Consider the following 16265-nt stretch of genomic DNA (forward strand, 5'->3'; position numbering starts at 1 on the left):
GATCTGGTACTTTCTAGCAATCAATACAATCCCTAACGAAGAAGTGAGATAGTCTTGAACCACCTGCAGTTTAAACTGCTTAGTATATTTAGTCATAGTAAAACCCCCGGTATTGGATTCTGGTCCAATACCGGGGGTTCACTTCAGTGACATAATTTTACTTATGTCATAGCCCTTTTTTCGTTAGTATGGCGACAGGGGTAAAACAGGATCAACTGTTTTACCCCTGTTAATATTACATTAAAACATGGTCCGCTAAGTATTTTTTTAATTTACGCCGGCATCGGTCTAACGCATTACGTTCTTGGGCCTCGGTGACTTCAGCCACGATCGTACTGGGCCATTCAAAACTAATCGCCAATTGACGATAAAAGACGATCTGTTCCAACTCAGATAGTTGCCCAATAAAATCATCGGCGTGCGCCCGAATCAGTGACCAATTCAACGACTGTAACGAGCCTTTAGTTTCAACGCGCCGTTTAATTTCATCAATTTCAATTGACACAGTGTGCCGATCAATTTGGCGTTTCTTAGCATTTTGGCGTCGTAAAAGTGTATAAATACGACAAAGCAAACAGCGCTGATAATACCGGCCAAAGGTCAGCCGGGTATCTGAACGATAGCTTCGTGCTGCGCGAAAGCAGATGATCCGTGCTTCTTGATCCCAATCATCGTCATCAAATTGATAAAGATAATATTGTTGCTGGATCTTTTTTAGCATCGGCCGATAGAGATAAAATAAGTGCTCAAAAGCGTTAGAATTCCCAGCTGCTGCTGCCGTGATCAAGGTGGTAAGTTCCTCTTCATACATTTTTTCAACTGGCTGCCATGTTTAAATTCAGGATAGCAACCACGAAAGCGTTTTACAAGCGAACGAACGTTTATTTAGACTTTGCTTATCGTTAATCGTCATTAGTTAAGTTATCGCGTAATTTAGCCAATGATAATAATTGTTGCTGGTCCCATGGTGAGCGGCGCCGCAGATCAGTATCGTGATAATGACGTACATCACGACTAATTGCTGCTTTGGCCCGCTGGATCACCATTTTAAATTCCCGTGAAGAGATCCGCACAGCACCACGGGAAAAAATGGTCCACTGTTCCGCCTGATCACTGGTCACAACGGTAATTTGGGTCAAACGATTCTGCAACTTAACGGCTAATTTTTCAATGTAGCTATCGGCTGTTTCATCTTCTTGCGTCCAAACGACTTGTAAATTATATTGATCATAGCGCTGCGTAATTCCCGGCACATACATCGCATCAAAAACTAAAATAATTTCAGCATCTTCGTATTTGCGAAATTCAGCTAGCTGACCGAGCAACTCATCCCGGGCATCAGCTAATTTATCAGCTTGCTTTAGCTGGTCTAATTCTGGCCAGTTACCGATCACATTGTAACCATCGATGATCAGGATCTCGTGCATCATGGTAGCTCACCGCTTCCTTGCTTAACGCTGTAAGCCTGATACAGCAGCAAACCAGTGGCAACGCTGGCATTTAAGCTTTGCACATGACCGATCATGGGGATCGTGATCGTTTCGTCCATTTCCCGCTTCAGCAATGGCGCAATGCCCTTACCTTCATTACCAATCACCAAGGCAATGGCCCCTTTAGCATTCCACTGGCGATAATCGGTGCCCGCCATATCAGTCCCAAATAGCCAAACACCGCGCTGCTTCAATTCTTTGGCCACAGCGACTAAATTAGTTGCCCGAACTACTGGGATATGTTCAACTGCACCAGTCGACGTTTTCGCCACGGTACTGGTTAAACCGACCGCACGGTGTTTAGGAATAATGATTCCGTGTACACCAACCGCATCAGCAGTTCGCATGATCGAGCCTAAGTTATGTGGATCTTCAATACCATCCAAAATCAGGAAGAATGGTGGTTGATTTTTGGCAGCGGCACGGTCGAATAAATCATCCAATTCGACGTACGCGAACGGTGTGATCGCCAGAACCACACCTTGATGATTGCCGTGATCACTTAAGGTATCTAATTTATTTTTTGGTGCTGACTGAACGGGGATCCGTTTAGCTTTAGCCAATTGCTGTAAGGCGTGCAAAGAGTCTGATTTTAAGCCTTCTTGGATAAAAACTTTATTGACTCGTTGCGCACCTTCTGTTTGCAAAGTTTCGTGGGCAGCGTGGCGGCCGATCACAAAATCAGTCGCGTCAGTTTGTGGTTCATTTGATTTGTTCATTAATTTTACCTTCCTCTACTTGGGTAATACACCAAGCTGCCAACTCATCTAAGCGCGCCTGCTGATCACTTAACGCTAAATAACCCATCAAAGCTTCAAATCCAGTTGAGATCCGATAAGTCGTCACCGCCGTGTTTTTGGCGTGAGTATGACTATTCGCGTTGCGACCACGTTTATAAAAGCTGAGCTCTTCTTCATTTAATAAGTCTTGGGCTAACATGGCTTCGATCAAGGCAGCTTGTGCCTTGGCTGAAACGAAATAAGTTGCCTGATGCTGTAGGCGTGCCGGCTTAGTGATGCCGCGGCTTAACAAATGCCGCCGAATGTAAACCTCATAACTAGCGTCACCCATGTAAGCTAGCGCAATGCCATTTAATTGCCGATAATCCACTGCTTCTGTCATTATTCCCTCCGCCAACGCGTGCCTTGCGCCGTATCTTCCAACACAATTCCTTGCGCTTTTAATAAATCACGAATCTCGTCACTGCGTTGATAATCTTTATTAGTCCGCGCAGCTTTACGTTCTTGTAGTAATTGCTCGATCTCTACTGCCAATAGTGCAGTCGGCTTGAAGTCAACGCCAAAAATCTGTAGCCAAGCAGTAAAGCTGCTAAGTAATTGCTCAACCGTGGCTGCCGCGACAGTCGCCTGTTCACTATAAATATTCATTAATTTAGCAAGCTCATAGACTGCCGTCATCCCATTTTGCACATTAAAATCATCATCCATTGCACTAATGAAATCCTGGCTCAGCTGGGCTAATTGCGACTCAACTTCAGCGTCGTTTCCTGCTGCAGCGTCCTTTTGCCGGTAGCTGAGATTATCAAAAGCAATGCGCAACTTTTGTAAATTATTAGCTGCTTCATTTAAAGTCGCTTCATTATAATGGATCGGCCGCCGATATTGTGTGGTCGCCATGAAAAAGCGCACGGTTTGTGGATCGACTTGCTGAATTAAATCGTGGACGGTTACAAAATTACCTAGTGATTTACTCATTTTTTCGTTATCGTCGCCAATGGTTACAAACCCATTATGCATCCAATAGTTAGCAAACTTCTGGCCGGTTTTGGCTTCACTTTGAGCAATTTCATTTTCATGATGGGGAAACTCTAGGTCTTGGCCGCCACCATGAATGTCAAAGGTATCGCCTAAATACTTAGTCGCCATGACTGAACATTCGATATGCCAACCTGGCCGACCTTTGCCCCAAGACGCTGACCAAGCAATTTCATCTGCCTTAGCCGCTTTCCATAAGGCAAAATCAATTGGGTCTTCCTTACGTTGGGTTTCAGCATCAGCCGTATGTTCACTGGCGCCTTGTTCTAATTGGTCGATATTTTGATCCGACAGTTCACCATAATGGGCAAACTTCCGCGCCCGATAATAAACGTCACCAGCTGCCACGTAGGCATACCCTTTATTCAATAATACCTGAATGAAGGCAATAATATCGGGAATGTTTTCAGTTGCTCGCGGCCGCACTGTCGCTGGCTCAATATTGAGCGCCGCTGTATCTTGATCAAACGCCGCAATAAATTTGTCCGCCAATTCTGGGACTGTGATGCCGTCTTTTTGCGCTTGTTTGATCATTTTATCATCGACATCGGTAAAATTAGAAACGTAATTCACCTTAAAACCGCGAAATTCAAAATAACGCCGAATCGTATCAAAGGCGATCGCCGAACGCGCATTACCGATATGAATGTAATTATAAACGGTGGGTCCACAAACATACATATTGACCACACCAGTAGCTAAGGGTTTAAACTTCTCTTTTTCACGCGTCAAGGTATTATAAACTTGAATCATCCTCGCACCCCCGTAATTTTTAATGGTTACTTCATTCTAACGTAAAACAATTATTAATGGAAAATAAAAACGCCTTTTGATCGCATTGATCAAAAGACGTTTACACGTGGTCCCACTTTTATTCAAAGTCAAATAACTTTCTTTTCATTCAGTAACGTGAATGATGCCGGCATACACTACCTAAACTCGCGTATGCACTCAAGGAGGCATTTCAATTGTTGACCTGACGCTTTTTCACCAACCAAGCGCTCGCTGTTCAAGTCGATCAACCTACTTATTCCCGTCATGGCTTTAGTGATTCAATTCCGCTAAAGTGACCTCTAAATGATGCATCGTCTTTTCGCGACCAAGCAACTCGATCGATTCAGCAATTGCTGGACCATGCGTTGAACGTGTTGTCCCAATGCGGATCGGCATGTACAGATGCCGACCCTTAACGCCTGTTTCCGCGCGCACTTGTTGGATCGCATTATTAATTTCCACCGCGTCAAAAATCTTAACTTGCTTGATCAATTCAGCAAATTTGTTTAAAACTGTTGGTGCTGTTTCAACTGCTAATTCAGTTAAAGCCGCTTCGTCCAACTTAGGTGGCTCCGTGAAGAAAACAGCCGATTCTTCAACAACTTGGGCGGCGTAACTCATTTGATCATGGTATAAACCGACCAAAGTACGTGCCCATTCAATGGTTTTATTATCAGGATCTTCTGGCAAACGACCCGCTTTGATCAATTGATATAAGCCCATGTCAGTGACTTTACTACTGTCAGATTGCTTCATGTATTGATTATTGACCCATTCCAGCTTCTTAGCGTCAAACTTAGCCGGTGACTTGCTCAAACGCTTATGATCAAACAGTTTGATCAATTGTTTACGCGTAAAGATCTCATCTTCGCCGACTGGTGACCAGCCAAGCAAGGTAATGAAGTTAAACATCCCTTCTGGCAGATAACCTAATTCACGATATTGTTCAATGAATTGTAAGGTGTTTTCATCACGTTTAGACAACTTCTTACCGGTCTGCGTGTTGATGATCAAAGTCATGTGCCCAAAAACAGGTGCTTCCCAATCAAAAGCCTCATAGATCATTAATTGTTTTGGCGTGTTGGCAATATGGTCATCGCCGCGTAAGACATGAGTGATCGCCATCAAATGGTCATCCACCACCACGGCAAAGTTGTAGGTGGGCATACCATCGCGCTTCATGATCACAAAGTCGCCGCCAATGGAGTCTGAATCAAACTCAATATGACCCTTAACTAAATCATTAAATTCATATTTTTTATGCACTGGAACGTGGAAACGAATCACAGGTTTTAAACCTTTAGCTTTAGCGTCGGCGATCTTAGCCGCCTTTTCCTCAGCATTTAAACCCGCAAACTCATCCTCATAATGGGGCATTTCATGGTTTGCTTTTTGAACTTCCCGCTGTGCAGCTAATTCATCTTCCGTAATGTAAGATTCATAAGCTAAGCCCTGATCAACCAATTGTTGGATCAACGGACCATAAATTGCACTCCGTTCTGACTGCCGATATGGACCAACGGCGCCTGGCTTGTCGGGACCTTCATCCCAATCGATCCCTAACCATTTAAGCATGGTCAATTGGCTTTCTTCACCACCTTCAACGTTGCGTTTAGTATCCGTGTCTTCAATACGAATCACGAATTCACCCTTGTTATGCCGCGCAAAAAGATAGTTGAACAATGCCGTCCGTGCGTTACCAATATGCAAATGGCCAGTTGGGCTTGGTGCATAACGAACACGAATTTTTTTATCTGCCAATTTAAATCCCGCCTCTTTCAATTTTTTCCTTTTTAGTTATGCTGGACTATCCTTTAGGCACATTCTTGCTAAAAGCTAGCAAAAATAGCCCGTAAGACACCCGCTTGAAAATGTGCCACAAAAAAGTTTGCCGCCACTTCCAATCGACTAAACATTCGTGCCAGGTCGCTTGATAAGTGATCTGACATAGCAACTTTAATTTTACTGGTCAAGACCAAACTTGTAAAGGCAACTGACCAAATTATTTATTGTGTTCCCGCAAACCTTTTTGTGAATGAGCTGGCTTAGCAAAAATCATCCGTCCTGCCGCAGTTTGTAAAGCGCTAGTGACGGTTACCGGTAAGGATTTATTCATATAATATTGACCATCTTCAACAACGATCATGGTCCCATCATCTAAGTAAGCCACCCCTTGCTGGCGCTCAGTCCCAGACTTGACCACGGTGACCGTCATCGCATCACCGGGGATCACTGCTGGCTTCAACGTATTCGCTAATTCATTAATATTCAGCACCGGCACATTTTGAAACTCACTGACTTTGTTTAAATTAAAATCATTCGTCACCACAATGCCGTCCAGTAACTTAGCTAATTTAATTAATTTACCGTCAACTTCCGTTAAATCTTCAAAGTCGCCTTCATACATTTCGACTGGCATGGCGTCAGTTTTTTGTAGATCATTCAAAATGTCCAACCCACGCCGACCACGTGTCCGCTTTAATGAATCAGCTGAATCTGCGATCAATTGCAGCTCATGTAGCACAAAATTAGGAATTAATAGCGTGCCTTCAATAAAGCCAGTTTGTGCGATCTCATAAATTCGGCCATCAATGATCACACTCGTATCAAGGATCTTATACTTATGAAAATTATCATCGATTTTGCGGTCTAATACTCGGCCTTGTTCTTCCGCCGTTTCGACAACCGCCTTCTTACTGCGCGCTTGGAACAAGCGGCGCCATTCTTCCGTACGCGTTGTCCCGACACGAAAACCAATGTAACCTAGCAGCACCATTAAAATAATTGGCGCTAACGTGTTAAATAAGAAAAAGTTCATCCGGTACAAGGGGATCGAAATAATATTGGCCAGAATCAAACCAATGATCGTCGCTAGGCTACCAAACAACAGGTAAGTTGGCGATTGTTTACTGATCAGCGTTTCAGCCTGTTTGACTAAACGCTCAAATAACCGCACGATCGGTCCAGCCAAAAACAGCGAAATAAAATAAGAAATAATTGCACCTAGTAAAACATCAACGAATATATTATTTAAATAACGGACATCGGCTAAACTAGCCAAACGCCATAATAATGGCATGAAGGTTCCCATCAATGAAGCCCCGACCAAAACGATCAATAGTGTGGTAATTCTTTTTTTCATCCTAACTCACCTTCTCTACTCCACTTAAAGTGGATAAATTTGTACCAAAATCTTTGATGTTACGGACGATGGCCATTTTGACGGCCGCAAGCTCGCTCGTCAAAAACATGGCTCTACTCCACGTAAAGTGGATAAATTTTGTACCAAAATCTTTGACGTTACGGACGATGGCCATTTTGACGGCCGCAAGCTCGCTCGTCAAAAACATGGCTCTACTCCACATAAAGTGGATAATTTTGTACCAAAATCTTTGATGTTACAGGTGACACGGCTTAGTTAAATGCTTTCTGCAAAGCCTCCGTGATCGTCGTCACGCCGATCACTTTGATCTCTTTGGGGACTTCTAGCCCTTTTAGATTGTTATGGGGAATGAAAAAGCGCTTGAAGCCAAGCTTAGCCGCTTCTTTGACGCGCTGCTCGATTCGATTGACACTACGCACCTCGCCGGTCAAGCCAATTTCACCAACAAAACAGTCAGTCGCCTTCGTGCCCTTGTCACGGTAGGACGAAGCAATACTAACGGCTACTGCCAGATCAATAGCGGGTTCATCGAGTTTAACGCCACCAGCCGCCTTCAAATAGGCGTCTTGGTTTTGCAACATTAAATTAGCGCGCTTCTCCAGCACCGCCATGATCAACGCTGCCCGATTACGGTCGATCCCGGTAGTTGTCCGCTGGGCGTTACCAAAAACAGTCGGCGTGACCAAGGCTTGAATTTCAACTAAAATCGGCCGCGTACCTTCTAATGAAACCACGACCGCCGAGCCAGTCGCACCGGTGAGTCGTTCCTCTAAGAAAATTTCTGAAGGATTAGCAACTTCGTATAATCCGCCAGCCCGCATCTCAAAAATACCAATTTCATTGGTTGAACCAAACCGATTTTTAACGGCGCGCAAAATGCGGTAAGTCCGTTGTTGATCACCTTCAAAGTATAAAACGGTATCCACCATGTGCTCCAAGATCTTCGGCCCAGCGATTGCTCCACCTTTCGTCACGTGGCCGACGATAAAGATCGTGATCTGATTTTGCTTAGCTAGCCGCATTAGCGATGCCGTCACCTCACGAACCTGCGCCACACTACCAATAGCAGAAGTTAAATCAGGCTCCTGCATGGTTTGAATCGAATCAATGATCACATAATCCGGCTTAAGACTTTCAATTTGCTGGCGAATACTGCCCATATCGGTCTCGGGATAAAGGTAAAGTTGTTGCCCGGATACGCCGAGGCGACTCGCACGCATCTTGATCTGCGCTGCGCTTTCTTCCCCCGAAACATACAGAACTTTCTCTTTCCCATTGCTTAATTGTCCAGAAACTTGCAGCAACAGTGTTGACTTACCGATACCAGGATCGCCACCGATCAGCACCAAAGAACCGGGCACAATACCACCACCGAGCACGCGATTTAATTCGGCGAGTTGGGTGTGCACCCGGGGTTCCTTTTCAATGCTGACCGCCGCCATTAACTCTGGCTTAGCGATTTTTCCTGCTAAATTTGTTTGCGCATTTGTGGTTTCTTTTTTAGTGGCAATTTTTTCTTCCACCATTTGGTTCCACGCACCACAACTTGGGCAGCGGCCCAGATAACGCGGCGAGTTATAGCCGCAATTTTGACAAACAAATTGTGTTTTTGTTTTGGCCACAGAATACATCCTTTTCTATTTTTATATAAGACCCAGTCTAGTCGTTTAGTTGACGGACCGAATCCGTCGAAAGTCTGAACTAGCGCCCAGAGGAACCGAAGCCGCCAGTGCGTTTGTTTTGACCGCCTTGATCGCTGTCACTACGTAAATATGGCATAAAAATACCTTGACCAATGCGCTCGCCTTTTTTGATCACTACGTCGCGCACGCTAAGATTAACTAGTTGGAAGAAAATTTCGCCTTCATTTTGAGCGTTGTTGTAGTAATCAGCATCCACGATCCCGACGCCATTGGGTAAAATCAAACCGCGCTTGATTGGTCCACTGGAGCGATTAGCAAGTAGCAAATATTCTTCTGGCTGCAGATAAGCCTTGATCCCAGTTGGCACTAAATATGGCTTCAGTGTCTTATTGGCCGCAGTGTAGTCCGCAGCGGTCAGTGATTGACCATGCCGCACGTGCCATAGCAAACGCAAAAAATCACCGCGCCAAATTGATGGCAGCGTGAAATCTTCCGCCGCTTGAAAATCGTAACCTGCTGCTTTTTCAGTAGCCCGCTGCGGTAATTGTAAGTCGGCGTCATGATACCGCGCAACAATTTCAAATCCTCGCTTCATAAATAAACTCCTTACACCTAAGTATTCGCACATCAGCACCTATTTTATAGCTAGGCAATTATCACGAAATTATTTTTTATTTTACGTCTATTTCTTGTCCTTAATGATAGCATTTATTCCGGTAAATAGGTAACTCGACTTAGAATATAAGCTAAAATTAACTAGTTTCTAGTTCCAAAAATGATCACTCAGTCTGATTTTGATCAATCAATCATTATCACCATTTCAGAAACCGTTTTCTTGCCTTTTTCCGGGTTAAACTTTACAATAAACGTGATTGTTAGTCCAGTGGATTTTTGGCTCTTAGTTGGATAGCTTACCAGCTAGCAGCGTCGACTAAATACGACAATGATCAGACGTTCATGTAACAAAATTAATTATTGAAATCAGAGGAGGCACACTAATGGAATTTGATTATGAACCTGGCCGCTACTATCACAATGATACTGACGGTCGTCTTGTCGCTGAAGTCACTTTTCAAAGCTTACACAACGGCAGCGTTTTAGCACTAGACCATACCTACGTTCGCGAAGATCATCGTAGCCAAGGTATCGCCGGTAAGCTAGTTGAAACCGTGATCGCTCATGCTCAAAAACAAAACGCAAAGATCTTGCCCATTTGCCCTTACGCGAAGACTTTCTTTGCCCGCAAGCCAGAATATGCCGACATCGTTGCTAAATAAGGAATAAGCGTGGTCCAACTTTTGGGCAATGCTTATTTACTAACGCCCTCTGCTTGTACTAAAATGGGGATGGACGCTTAAAATCGTCATTAAAATTAAGGAGTGGATAAATTGAGTCAAGAAATAACCCCAGCTGCAATTACTGATTATCAAGTTAACTTACAGCAAGTCCCACAATCAGCTACGATCAAACGCGCAGTGATGAACAATGGTATTTTAGCAACCAGTGAAAATACCGATTCAAAAATCGCGATGAATCAGACTTTCTCAATCGATCTAGCCGCCGAAAAAGTGGCCAATCAGAAACAAAGTGGCCGTTGCTGGATGTTTGCTGCCTTGAACACAATGCGGCGCAGTATTGCCGACCAATTTAATTTAAAGGATTTTGAGTTATCCCAAAACTACACTAACTTCTGGGACAAGTTTGAAAAATCTAACTATTTCTACGAAAATATTTTAGCGACGGCAACAGAACCTGTTTCTAGTCGTAAAGTCGCCTTCCTCTTAACTACACCACAACAAGATGGCGGTCAATGGGACATGTTAACGGCTTTGATCGATAAGTACGGGATCGTTCCTAAGTACGTTATGCCAGAAACTTACAATAGTTCTAAATCCAGCGAGCTCAATAGCGTACTGAACTTAAAACTACGCAAGGACGCCGTTACTTTACGCCAATTAGTGGCCGATAACGCTAGTGCTGATGATATCGCCGCAACAAAATCACACTTTTTAAGCGAAGTTTATCGAATTTTGGTCTACACCTTAGGTGAACCACCCGTAAAATTTGATTTTGAATATCGTGATGGCGATAAAGCTTACCACATCGATCGTGATCTCAGCCCACAAACTTTCTTTAAGAAATATGTTGGCTGGGATCTAGACAACTATCAATCGATCATCAACGCCCCAACTGACGATAAACCATATAATCATTTATACACGATTGAAATGTTGGGCAACGTGGTCGGCGGCCGGCAAGTCCGCCATTTGAACTTAGATATCGCTACTTTCAAACAATTAGCCATCAAACAATTGCAAGCTGGTGAAAGTGTTTGGTTCGGTAGTGACGTTGGCCAAGCCTCTGACCGTCAAATCGGTATCATGGATACAGCGATCTATGACAAAGACGCCTTATTCAATATTGATCTAGGCATGACAAAGGCTCAACGCTTAGACTACGCTGAAAGTCTAATGACGCACGCCATGGTCATTACTGGCGTTGATCTAGTTGATGACCAACCGACTAAATGGAAGGTTGAAAACTCTTGGGGCGATAAAGTTGGCGAAAAAGGTTATTTTGTCATGAGTGACGATTGGTTAGACCAATACGTTTACCAAATTGTGATCAACAAAAAATACCTACCCGCTGACTTATTAGCGGTCACTAACGAAGATCCCAAAGTCCTAGCACCATGGGATCCAATGGGTGCCTTAGCTGCACGGTAATTTTGATTAACTTTAAGGGGTGATACCATAGTTTATGGTATCACCCCTTTTCTATCCTTAAATAATTCTTTTTTGCTTAATTCGTAATTTTGCGTCTAAATCATAAACAATTGGCTCACCATTAGCCACTTCTACACCATCGATCCCAGTATCAGAAATATCCTCTAGATACTTGATCAAGGCGCGGATCGTACTGCCGTGAGCCACCACTAATTGATCATGGCCATTGATCAATTCTGGGCCAATATGATCGAGCCAATATGGCACGACTCGGGCCAACGCCATGGCTAAACTTTCCGCCAATGGCTCAAAACGATAGCCGTAACGAGTGTAGCGCCGATCATAATCTGGTTGTGCTAACTTAGGTGGCACCGTTGTATAACTGCGACGCCACAGTGCAACTTGCTGAGCGCCATATTCTTGGCGGGTCAGGTCTTTATTTTGACCACGTAAAGCACCGTAGTGACGCTCATTTAAGCGCCAAGTTTTATACAAAGGAACCGCCGCAATATCTAGCTGGGTCATCACGATGTCGGCCGTCAAAATTGCCCGCTGCAATACCGAAGTATGCACCGCGGTAAAATCAAGGCCCAGTTTAGCTAGGCGCTGACCAGCCCGTTGCGCCTCAGCTATACCAGCAGCAGTCAGCGGTACGTCTGACCAACCAGTATAAATGTTGTCACGATTAGCGGTACTTTCGCCATGCCGTAATAAAACCAACCGCGCCATGCTGATCACTCCATTTCACAATTAATAATTATTTCAGCACCTACTGGAACTATTTTCGTCTTTTACAATTGAATTACGCCATTAGTCACTGGCGGCAAATTAAAGCTCGGTTATTTTTTCGTCACTCTCCAGTTTAACGAAAATTAGATGAAAAAAACAGTGATATCGCTATTTTTCTGTTTCCATAAGCTGGCGAATTCGCTATAATTAAAATTAGATAAATAAATATCTAATTAAATTTTAATTTTTCGGTTTACACGGAGGTAACTTATGAAAATTCAAGTTCCAGCAACGACTTCCAATCTTGGCCCTGGCCTTGATTCATGTGGCCTTGCGTTGGCACTTTATTTACGTATTCAAATTGGCCCAGAAAGTGCACATTGGGAGGTGCAACACAATTTAGGCCCACAAATCCCCAATGATCAGCAAAATTTGATCGTTAAAACGGCAGTGGCAGTGGCTGGTCCGCATTTGCCACCACATCAATTAAGTGTGATGTCCGATATTCCAGTCCAGCGTGGCCTCGGCAGTAGTGCTGCGGCAGTCGTTGGCGGTATTGAGCTAGCTAACCGCTTAGCCAATCTAAATTTAAGCATTGAGGAAAAAATCACGTTAGCCACAGGCTTCGAGCATCATCCCGATCATGTGGCACCAGCGATTCGTGGTAATTTTGTGACCGCAGCTATGATCAAAGACCACGTTTACTCTGTCCGCCACTTTTTTCCGGATTCTGATTTTGTGATCTATATTCCTCGCGAAAAATTACCGGCGATCAAAAGTCGCGAAGTCCTACCAGCAACACTGAATTATAGTCAAGCCATTGCCGGTAGCGCTGTGGCCAACGTTATGATCGCGGCGATTTTAAATGGCGATCTCAACTTAGCTGGTGACATGATGGAGCATGATTTATTGCAGGAACGCTACCGCGATAATTTCGTCCCCTTTCTCAAGCAAATGCGCACTACTGCCAATGCGCTCGGTGCGTACGGTACCTTTATTTCCGGCGCCGGACCAGCAATCATCACCATGTGCCCTGAGGAGTCAACCGAGGCGATCAAAGCAGCCTTAATGCAAAAGCACCCCACTGGCACAGTGATTTCACTTTCCGCCGATAAAGATGGCATTCAAGTTTTCTAAAAAAAGGCTGTGGCATAAGTAAAATTATGTCGCTGAAGTGAACCCCAAATATTGGACGAAACTTTAAGCAACTTTCTGGGTGGTAAGAACACGGTATTTAACCGGGCTCTTACCACCCAGTTTTGTTTTGATTCGTGTGACATTATAATATTGAATCCAGTTCGATACGGCTAAAGTTAATTCTGCCAAGGTGTCAAACTGTTTTTGGTCATAAACTTCTGCTTTCATGATGTGAAAGAAACTTTCCATCGCTGCGTTATCTAGACAAGTTGCTTTGCGTGACATACTTTGGAAAATACGCTGTTGCTTTAAAATGCGGACCCAACGTGGATTCTGATACTGAAAGCCTTGATCAGAATGAATTGTTGTCCGATACCCTAGTTGTTTTGGCATCAAGTTGATTGCTGCTGTTAAAACATCGGTGGTGAACGCCACAGTTGGGTTTAAAGAGATATTATGGCTCAGGACTTCACCGGAAAATAGATCATAAATACACGTAAAGTAAGCCCGTTCTCCAATTGTTTTATTGCCCCAGCGAAGTTCAGTGATATCAGTTGTTAGCTTTTGATAGGGGCGGTTAGTCATAAAACGGCGATTAAGCCGATTCTTAGCAAGCTTACCAACCGTTCCTTTGTACGAGTTGTACTTGCGGGTTTGCTTATTATACGCCGTTGATAATAGGCCTAGTTCGCGCATTAAACGCAAGACTTTCTTATGGTTGACTACGAGCCCCATGGCCCGTAATTGGCCAGTCACTTGGCGATAACCGGCCGCAGTTGCTTTAGCTTTAATATCCGTAATGGTCTGCTTAAGGACCGCATCAGAATCGCTCTCAACTGGCACATGCTTTATTGCATAGCTATAGGTGCTTTTGGCCATACCCACTACTTTAAGAATCTTACCGAGCTGATAATTGGGCCTTAGTTCTTGGATGATTTGCGCTCGTTGTCTGATTGTGATTGAGCCAAGGCCTTTAATTTTTTTAGATACTCGTTCTCGATCTTTAGTAATTCGTTTTCGTCACGCAAGCGCGCTAATTCGGTTGGTTGTTTCGTCTTCTTGCCTTGTTTATCAGCTGACATGATTTTTGACCGTCCTCGATTACGATACAGGGCATCAAGTCCTTCATTTTCGAAAGTTCGTTGCCATTGCCAGATGGTTGATGGCGCAGAGATATCGAAATTAAGGGCCGTTTCCATTAAGGATGCCTGATTCGTTTTCATCCAGTTTAAAACATTCACCTTAAAAGTGCCATCATAAACTTTCTCTGGTCGCCGTACTTCAAGCCCAGCGGTGCCGAAGCGCTGGTATTGTCGGACCCACTTATTAACGGTCATGTCACTTTTGATCTGGTACTTTCTAGCAATCAATACAATCCCTAACGAAGAAGTGAGATAGTCTTGGACAACCTGTAATTTAAATTGTTTAGTATATTTGGTCATAATAAAACCCCCGGTATTGGATTTTGGTCCAATACCGGGGGTTCACTTCACGCAGCCTCTTTTTTATTGTTGAAGAGCATAGTTTAAACGTGTGCCGTCACACTTTTTATCGAATAAGCGTCATTAAAACTGGAATCACAATTAGGCTTAACAAAGTTGACTCAGTCACCATCAAAGCGGCATAATCCGCATCAGCACCATATAATTTAGCGACAACTGGCGCATTGGTCATTACTGGCATGGCTGACTGTAAAATGAAAACCTGTTTCATCAATACTGGCACCGGCGCTGGCAAAACTAGCGCGCTCATTAACAATGGTGCCAAAATAAAGCGCCCAACTAAAATACCGACACTGTGCCGCGAAATCCGCATTTGGCTCAAACCAGCATTTTGAATCGCGATCCCAATAAAAATCATCGATAACGGAATCGTTAAGCCGCCAATATAGCTAAAATCGGACATCAAGAACTTCGGCACTTCAATATGTAACAATACTAAAACAACGGCGACCATGAAGCCCAATAACGGTGGTGAAAAAACTTTTTTGATCGTTTTCCACCAACTAAACTGCTCTGTGCTCGTACCGTCTCGCTTGATCAAATAAACGCCTAGCGTCCAAAAGAAAGTCGTATTCGCCATATAATACACCAACACGTAGGGCAAACTTTTATTACCGAATAAAGCCATGTTGATCGGCAGGCCAATAAAAACTGTATTTGAATTGAAAAACATCGATTCAAATAAACCACGCCGCTCTTTACGAATGCGGATCAGCCGCGCCACCGCTACTGAAATACCGAATAAAATCAGCATCGAAACTACGGGAAACTTCAAATCCGGTAACAAACGAAATAATTCTTTGGCCGTAAAATCACGGGTGATCGTATCTAACATGTAGCATGGCAAAGCGATCTGCGTGACCAAACGCGCAATTAATTTACTACTTTTTTCATCGAACCAGCCAGCACGTGCTAAGCAGTAGCCGACGACGATCATAACCAGGATGACCAAGACACCCTCGATACTCTGTAAAAATATGCCCATCCAAACCACACCTTATCATTATAATAGCTATCAGTTTACCACTTTCATAGTCGTTTCCAAAGTGACTTTCAGCTAAAATCCATGCTTAAAACGGTTACATTTTATGAAAATGCAGTATACTTAGGGTGACCAGTAAAAACAAAGGAGCTGATTTAAATGGCTAATTATTATGATATTACTTTTAATACACTTTGGGCCTAGAATAAAAAGTGTACAAGTTAAATAGAGACTCTGATTTAGTATAATTAAGGAAGTAAATTGGAGGATCAAATAATGACGAAGCACAGTTATGACAAGGAATTTAAGGAACAGGCCGTTCAGTATTACTTAGATAACAAGGA

Annotated in this window: 16 protein-coding genes and 1 other annotated feature; of the genes, 3 read left to right on the forward strand and 13 right to left on the reverse strand. The window is 43.6% G+C overall.

All coding sequences use genetic code 11. From position 1 onward, the window contains the following. Positions 1 to 235: 235 nt before the first annotated feature. From EKM76_RS09955 to EKM76_RS09995, 10 genes are all read right to left on the reverse strand, one after another. Positions 236 to 811 carry an RNA polymerase subunit sigma-70 gene (locus EKM76_RS09955; RefSeq protein WP_125550523.1) on the reverse strand — a complete coding sequence of 192 codons (576 nt, stop codon included), beginning with the start codon at positions 809 to 811 and terminating at the stop codon, positions 236 to 238. Positions 812 to 902: 91 nt separating this feature from the next. Next, entirely contained in the window at positions 903 to 1430 is a 528-nt protein-coding gene (locus tag EKM76_RS09960; protein ID WP_125550524.1) for an NYN domain-containing protein, read from the reverse strand. Beyond that, entirely contained in the window at positions 1427 to 2209 is a 783-nt protein-coding gene (gene rlmB / locus EKM76_RS09965; RefSeq protein WP_125550525.1) for a 23S rRNA (guanosine(2251)-2'-O)-methyltransferase RlmB, read from the reverse strand. Before rlmB ends, EKM76_RS09960 begins: the two co-directional genes overlap by 4 nt. Then, positions 2193 to 2612: a Mini-ribonuclease 3 gene (locus EKM76_RS09970; protein WP_125550526.1), complete on the reverse strand. Its 420-nt coding sequence runs from the start codon at positions 2610 to 2612 to the stop codon at positions 2193 to 2195. Before EKM76_RS09970 ends, rlmB begins: the two co-directional genes overlap by 17 nt. Then, the gene (gene cysS, locus EKM76_RS09975) at positions 2612 to 4018 is read right to left on the reverse strand and encodes a cysteine--tRNA ligase (protein ID WP_125550527.1); all 1407 of its coding nucleotides are present in this window, start codon (positions 4016 to 4018) and stop codon (positions 2612 to 2614) included. Before cysS ends, EKM76_RS09970 begins: the two co-directional genes overlap by 1 nt. Before the next feature lie 89 nt (positions 4019 to 4107). After that, positions 4108 to 4314, reverse strand: a binding site (T-box leader). After that, a complete protein-coding gene (gene gltX / locus EKM76_RS09980) occupies positions 4310 to 5800 on the reverse strand; it encodes a glutamate--tRNA ligase (RefSeq protein ID WP_125550528.1) in 1491 nt (496 codons plus the stop codon). Its footprint overlaps the feature before it by 5 nt. 241 nt (positions 5801 to 6041) lie before the next feature. Then, positions 6042 to 7181, reverse strand: a complete 1140-nt coding sequence (locus EKM76_RS09985) for a PIN/TRAM domain-containing protein (protein WP_125550529.1) — start codon at positions 7179 to 7181, stop codon at positions 6042 to 6044. A 1-nt stretch (position 7182) separates the two neighbouring features. Then, positions 7183 to 7356 (reverse strand): hypothetical protein, encoded by a 174-nt coding sequence (locus EKM76_RS13475; RefSeq protein WP_164507634.1) that lies wholly within the window; start codon positions 7354 to 7356, stop codon positions 7183 to 7185. Positions 7357 to 7453: 97 nt separating this feature from the next. Further along, on the reverse strand, positions 7454 to 8824 hold the full coding sequence (gene radA / locus EKM76_RS09990; RefSeq protein WP_125550530.1) for a DNA repair protein RadA: 1371 nt from the start codon (positions 8822 to 8824) through the stop codon (positions 7454 to 7456). 79 nt (positions 8825 to 8903) lie between these two features. After that, positions 8904 to 9440: a dCTP deaminase/dUTPase family protein gene (locus tag EKM76_RS09995; protein WP_125550531.1), complete on the reverse strand. Its 537-nt coding sequence runs from the start codon at positions 9438 to 9440 to the stop codon at positions 8904 to 8906. 403 nt (positions 9441 to 9843) lie between these two features. Here EKM76_RS09995 and EKM76_RS10000 point away from each other — a divergent pair, with 403 nt between their 5' ends. Beyond that, the gene (locus EKM76_RS10000; RefSeq protein WP_125550532.1) at positions 9844 to 10122 is read left to right on the forward strand and encodes a GNAT family N-acetyltransferase; all 279 of its coding nucleotides are present in this window, start codon (positions 9844 to 9846) and stop codon (positions 10120 to 10122) included. A gap of 111 nt (positions 10123 to 10233) precedes the next feature. After that, positions 10234 to 11571, forward strand: a complete 1338-nt coding sequence (locus EKM76_RS10005) for a C1 family peptidase (protein WP_125550533.1) — start codon at positions 10234 to 10236, stop codon at positions 11569 to 11571. Between the two features lie 57 nt (positions 11572 to 11628). Here EKM76_RS10005 and EKM76_RS10010 read toward each other — a convergent pair whose 3' ends face one another. Continuing rightward, on the reverse strand, positions 11629 to 12300 hold the full coding sequence (locus tag EKM76_RS10010; protein ID WP_125550534.1) for a 2,3-bisphosphoglycerate-dependent phosphoglycerate mutase: 672 nt from the start codon (positions 12298 to 12300) through the stop codon (positions 11629 to 11631). A gap of 270 nt (positions 12301 to 12570) precedes the next feature. Between EKM76_RS10010 and thrB the strand changes: the two genes are divergently transcribed. Beyond that, entirely contained in the window at positions 12571 to 13437 is an 867-nt protein-coding gene (gene thrB / locus EKM76_RS10015; RefSeq protein WP_125550535.1) for a homoserine kinase, read from the forward strand. A gap of 63 nt (positions 13438 to 13500) precedes the next feature. Here thrB and EKM76_RS10020 read toward each other — a convergent pair. Both EKM76_RS10020 and EKM76_RS10025 read right to left on the reverse strand, forming a co-directional pair. Then, positions 13501 to 14879 (reverse strand): IS3 family transposase gene (locus tag EKM76_RS10020; protein WP_125550536.1). Its coding sequence is split into 2 segments (ribosomal slippage): positions 13501 to 14390 and positions 14390 to 14879, totalling 1380 coding nucleotides; the frame shifts between segments, so codons are not numbered across the junction. Between the two features lie 106 nt (positions 14880 to 14985). Beyond that, complete coding sequence (locus EKM76_RS10025; RefSeq protein ID WP_125550537.1) at positions 14986 to 15924, reverse strand: AEC family transporter; 939 nt, start codon at positions 15922 to 15924, stop codon at positions 14986 to 14988. Between the last annotated feature and the right edge of the window lie 341 nt (positions 15925 to 16265).

Origin of the sequence: Loigolactobacillus zhaoyuanensis (assembly GCF_003946385.1) — a bacterium.
Taxonomy (GTDB): domain Bacteria; phylum Bacillota; class Bacilli; order Lactobacillales; family Lactobacillaceae; genus Loigolactobacillus; species Loigolactobacillus zhaoyuanensis.